Here is a 5579-nt window from a genome sequence, read left to right on the forward strand (position 1 = left end):
GAATTCGGCTCGTCTGGATGATGACAAAAGCAATGGATGCTGGAGGAATGTGTGTTGGCAGATTCAATTCAATCTTGGAGGCATGTATTTAAGCTAGATCCTGACAAAGAACTGAATGATGAGACGCTTGATGCCGTGTGTATGTCTGGTACGGACGCCATTATGATCGGAGGTTCATCGGGCGTAACCTATGAAAATACGGTGGATTTGCTATCACGGGTTCGACGTTATGAGGTGCCGTGTGTGCTTGAGGTATCCGATTTGGAAGCTGTGGTGCCGGGGTTTGATCTATATATGATTCCCATGGTGTTGAATACCACTGACAGTAATTGGGTTATAGGTCAGCACCAACGTGCGATTGAGCAATTTGGTTATATGATCCCTTGGGATTTGCTTGTGACGGAAGGATATATTGTTTTGAACGGTGATTCCACCGTCGCTAAGCTTACCAGTGCAAATACTTCGCTGAGTGCCTCTGCTGCTGCTTCATATGCACAGATTGCTGACAAGCTTATGCAGCTGCCGATTATATATGTGGAATATAGCGGTGTCTTTGGAGATATGGAGATGGTACAAAAGATACATCGCGGTACGGAACGGTCCCGTGTCCTATACGGAGGAGGCATCGTGGATAAATCTACCGCGTTACAAGCAGCAGCTGTTTGTGACACCATTGTAGTAGGAAACATTATTTATCGTGACTTGGCGAAAGCACTGGAGACGGTAGCTGTGAAGGATAGAGTGTAAATTTTATGATAGCTTAGGGAAAGGAGCATGCACGCATGCAATCAATAGATATACACGAGGCGGTAGCTCGCCTTAATCAGCCTCAGCGTCAGGCTGTGGAGGCGGTAGATGGTCCGCTGCTGATTATGGCTGGCGCGGGCAGTGGTAAGACACGGGTGCTTACGCACCGAATAGCTTACCTCATCGCGACTCGCAAGACGGCCCCATGGGGGATTTTGGCGATTACTTTTACGAACAAGGCCGCGCGTGAAATGCAGGATCGCGTATCCAAGCTGATTGGTCCGCAGGGGAGAGATGTGTGGGTATCCACCTTTCACTCCATGTGTGTGCGTATTTTACGCCGGGATATCGAGCGGATTGGATTCACCTCCAATTTCAGCATCTTGGATTCTACGGATCAGTTGTCTGTCATTCGGAGCTGCATGAAGGATCTAAATATAGATACCAAGAAGTTTGAACCCAAAGCGGTTCAGTCTATGATGAGTACGGCAAAAAATGAGCTGGTCACTCCCGAAATGTATGAACGCAAGATTGGCGATTATTTTGAAGGCATTGTGGCGAAGGTATATGCCAAGTACCAACAACGGCTCAAAAGTAACAACTCTCTTGATTTTGATGATTTGATCATGGCAACGATTCAGCTCTTTAAAGAAGTTCCTGAGGTGCTTGATTTCTACCAGAAGAAATTTCAATACATTCATGTTGATGAATATCAGGATACGAACCGTGCGCAGTACATGCTGTGTAAAATGCTGGCTGACAAGCATCACCGGCTATGCGTTGTAGGTGACAGTGACCAATCCATCTATCGGTGGCGGGGAGCAGATATTAGCAACATTTTGAACTTTGAAGAAGATTACCCGGAGGCACGTACAATTTTGCTGGAGCAGAACTACCGTTCCACTTCAAATATTCTTAATGCAGCCAACGAGGTCATTGGTCAAAATACCGGCCGTAAGCCGAAAAAACTATGGACCGACAAAGAAGGCGGAGCCAAGATTAAGGTTTACCGTGCTGACTCCGAGCATGACGAGGGCTACTTTATCGCCTCAGAAATTCATAAAAATATTAAGGCAGGCAAAACCTATAGCCATCATGCTATTTTGTATCGTACAAATGCTCAGTCACGGGTTGTCGAGGAAATTTTGATTAAATCAGATATTCCTTATCAAATCGTGGGCGGAATCAAGTTCTATGATCGTAAAGAGATTAAGGATTTGCTGGCATATCTACGTCTACTGTCCAATCCTGACGACGATATCAGCCTGACACGAATCATTAATGTGCCCAAACGAAGCATTGGCGACACAACCGTCGGTAAATTACAGGCAGCCGCGGCAGAACGCGGAGTTTCAATTTTCCGTGTGCTTCAAGTGGTAGATGATTTGGGCTTTGCTGGGCGCACACGCAATGCACTTGTAGAGTTTTACGATATGATTGAAGGTTTAAGTCGGATGGTAGATTACCTGTCAGTGACTGAGTTGACCGAAAAAATGCTGGAAACCACCCAATATCGATTGGAACTGCAAAACGAGAATACACTTGAGTCCCGCTCGCGTTTGGAGAATATTGATGAGTTTCTGTCGGTAACCATGGAATTTGAAAAAGGGACGGAAGACAAGTCGCTCGTCTCCTTCCTGACCGATCTTGCCCTGATTGCCGATATTGACTCCATGAATGATGATGAAGAGGAACAGAGTGATGCAGTTGTATTAATGACCATGCATAGCGCCAAAGGACTGGAGTTTCCTATCGTATTTATCGTTGGTATGGAGGAGGGGGTATTCCCTCACAGCAGGGCCTTTTTGGACAATGAAGAGCTGGAGGAAGAGCGCAGATTGGCGTATGTCGGGATTACCCGTGCCGAGGAGCAGTTGTTCCTCACATGCGCACAGATGCGCACTCTGTTTGGACGCACCACAGCTAACCCGCCTTCCCGCTTTCTCGAAGAGATTCCGGATGAGTTAAAAGAGGATACGATCATCAAGCGTGACCGCTACCGTCGTTCAGGCAATGTAGGTGGATCTTATGGTGGTCGCGGACTAGGCAAAGGTGGCAGCAGCAACTTTGGCGGAGAACGTTCATTTGATATGATGAGCCGTAGTGGCTCGTCTGCTTCCGCAGCGCCTCGCGTCACAGTAACCACGTCTTCACCCTCAAGACCAGCTCCGACTGCTTCGACAGGAGGTCCATCCATTTTTGCTGCCGGAGACAAGGTACAGCATGGCAAATGGGGAATTGGAACTATCGTAGCTGTAAAAGGGACAGGCAATGATATGGAGCTTCAAATTGCTTTCCCGGCTCCGGTAGGGGTTAAACGTCTGTTGGCTGGCTTTGCGCCGATTACAAAAGTAGAATAAATTTAAAATATCATTAAATCTCGAACCTCATAGGGCAGCTTGGCATAGGCCTCTGCCCTAATGAAGTTCCCGGAGGGATACGCCTGCATGAATCCAATGCACAGAATGGAGCAGCTTGTTGCTGAACTGAACACATATAACTATCACTACTATACATTGGATGAGCCCCAGATCAGCGACAAAGAATATGATGTGCTTTATGACGAACTGGTAGCGCTTGAACAGGCCAGCGGGCTTGTGCTGCCGGATTCGCCAACACAGCGTGTGGGCGGGGAGATCCTCAAGGGTTTTACACCGCATCGCCATCTCGCCCCATTATGGAGTCTTGATAAAGCTCAGAATATGGAGCAGCTACGTGCATGGAATGCGCGTGTCGTGAAGCTGGTCAATGATTACAATACCAAAAACCCGGAGCAGCCTTTGCCATCTCCAGGCTATGCGATAGAATTAAAATTTGATGGATTGACGCTGAACCTGACGTATACGGATGGACAGCTGGTGCAGGCTTCTACCCGCGGTAATGGTGTAGTAGGTGAGGGGATACTGGCACAGGTGAAAACGATTAAATCCGTGCCGCTTACCATACCTTTTAAAAATGGAACTATTGAAGTACAGGGAGAAGGAATCATGAATCTCTCTGTACTGTCCCAATATAATGAGACTGCTGCAGAACCTCTTAAAAATGCGCGGAACGCCGCAGCTGGGGCTTTACGTAACCTGAATCCCAAAGTAACAGCAGAGCGGCGTTTGAATGCTTTTTTCTACAATGTGGGCTATGCGGATCGTATTCAGTTTAACAGTCACCAGGAGATGATGACTTTCCTGCGTGAAAATCATTTTAAGGTAAATCCATACCTGACTTACTTTGATAACTTTGATGATGTAATGGAGCAGTTGACTGAGATCGAAGAATCCCGTGCGGGATTGGACTATCTCATTGATGGAGCAGTATTGAAAATTACAGATATGCGCACGCGTGAGGTTCTTGGTTATACCGATAAATTCCCGCGCTGGGCGGTGGCCTATAAGTTCGAAGCAGAGGAAACGACTACCGTTCTTAACTCGGTCGAGTGGAATGTAGGTAGAACGGGGAAGATCACTCCACTGGCAAGAGTAGAACCAGTAGAGCTGGCGGGAGTCACTGTACAAAATTGTACGCTGAACAATGCTGGTGACATCGAACGTAAAAACCTGAAGTTTGCTTTGGGGGCACGGGTGTTTATTCGTCGCTCAAACGATGTCATTCCGGAGATTTTAGGAAAAGTAACATCTGAGAACGACGGGGAGGAAATTGTTGTACCAGATCACTGCCCAGCTTGTGGGTTTCCGCTGCAGCAGCGTGGCGCCCATTTATTTTGCGACAATAAGCTCGGTTGTAAACCACAAATTGTGGCCCGCATTTCCCATTTTGCTTCACGTGATGCTATGGATATCGAGACATTCAGTGACAAAACAGCTATCCAACTGCATGATGAACTGGGAGTTCGTGAACCTGCAGATCTGTATACATTGAAATATGATGATCTCGTGAAGCTGGAACGGTTTGGTGAGAAAAAGGCCAATAACCTCTTGGCGGCACTTGAAAAGAGTAAGGAGAGAGATTTGGCTTCTTTCCTTTATGCTCTGGGCATACCGAACACTGGTAAAGCGACGACACGCATGTTGGCAGAACACTATCGTGATTTGCACAAAACGATGTCCGCTACGGTGGATGAACTGATAGAACTGCCGGATGTAGGTGGGATTGTCGCAGAAAGCATTGTTGCATTCTTTGCCGATCCATTTACTCAAGCGGGAATTGAAAAGATGCTGTCTCTAGGGGTGAAAGCTCAGGCTCCAGAAGCTCCACAGGTGAAGAAGACAGATAGCTTTTTCAGCGGCAAAACGGTTGTGCTCACAGGTACCTTGCATCAGCTTACGCGTGATGAAGCTGCATCCAGGCTGGAGGCGCTGGGAGCCAAAGTTGCCGGATCTGTATCCAAAAAGACGGATCTAGTCATCGCTGGTGAAAAGGCTGGGAGCAAGCTGGCTAAAGCACAACAACTCGGGATCGCCACCATAGAAGATGAAGACGAATTCATCAGACTATTAGAACAAGAATAAATAGTTTTGCAATAAGGGCAGTCATTCCGTTCCAGAGCGGAGTGGCTGCCCTTATTATCTGTTATGTAGTAAAGAACAAAGAATATAAAAAGTGCTTGCTAATTAACTTTAGGCATGATATATTATTAGACGTTGCTTTGAGAATAGTATTTCTTGAAGCGAGGTTGCTGATAAGACAATCAAAAAAAGATTTGACAAGAAAGCGACTAACATGTTATGATCTGATTCCTGGCTCGTTAAATGAAACGAGGACAGACAAGTTCTTTGAAAACTGAACAAATGGATGATGAAATAAAGATTACTTCTTTTATGAAGAAGAATCGCTAGCATTAAAAATGAGCTAATCGCTCTTTCTGTAAACCAACTTCG

At 46.4% G+C, this 5579-nt stretch carries 3 protein-coding genes; all 3 read left to right on the plus strand.

What is annotated here, in order from left to right; all coding sequences use genetic code 11:
- Positions 1-54: 54 nt before the first annotated feature.
- Positions 55-747 (plus strand): heptaprenylglyceryl phosphate synthase, encoded by a 693-nt coding sequence (gene pcrB, locus AC5V8P_RS22850; RefSeq protein WP_495473894.1) that lies wholly within the window; start codon positions 55-57, stop codon positions 745-747.
- Between the two features lie 35 nt (positions 748-782).
- Complete coding sequence (gene pcrA / locus AC5V8P_RS22855) at positions 783-3107, plus strand: DNA helicase PcrA (protein ID WP_064795785.1); 2325 nt, start codon at positions 783-785, stop codon at positions 3105-3107.
- Positions 3108-3194: 87 nt separating this feature from the next.
- Complete coding sequence (ligA, locus tag AC5V8P_RS22860) at positions 3195-5210, plus strand: NAD-dependent DNA ligase LigA (RefSeq protein ID WP_064795784.1); 2016 nt, start codon at positions 3195-3197, stop codon at positions 5208-5210.
- The last annotated feature ends 369 nt before the right edge of the window (positions 5211-5579 follow it).

Source organism: Paenibacillus sp. N119s (genome assembly GCF_059447605.1).

Coding starts and splice junctions, on each gene's coding strand:
- pcrA (WP_064795785.1), top strand. CDS start 783: ATGCAATCAATAGATATACACGAGGCGGTAGCTCGCCTTAATCAGCCT.
- ligA (WP_064795784.1), top strand. CDS start 3,195: ATGAATCCAATGCACAGAATGGAGCAGCTTGTTGCTGAACTGAACACA.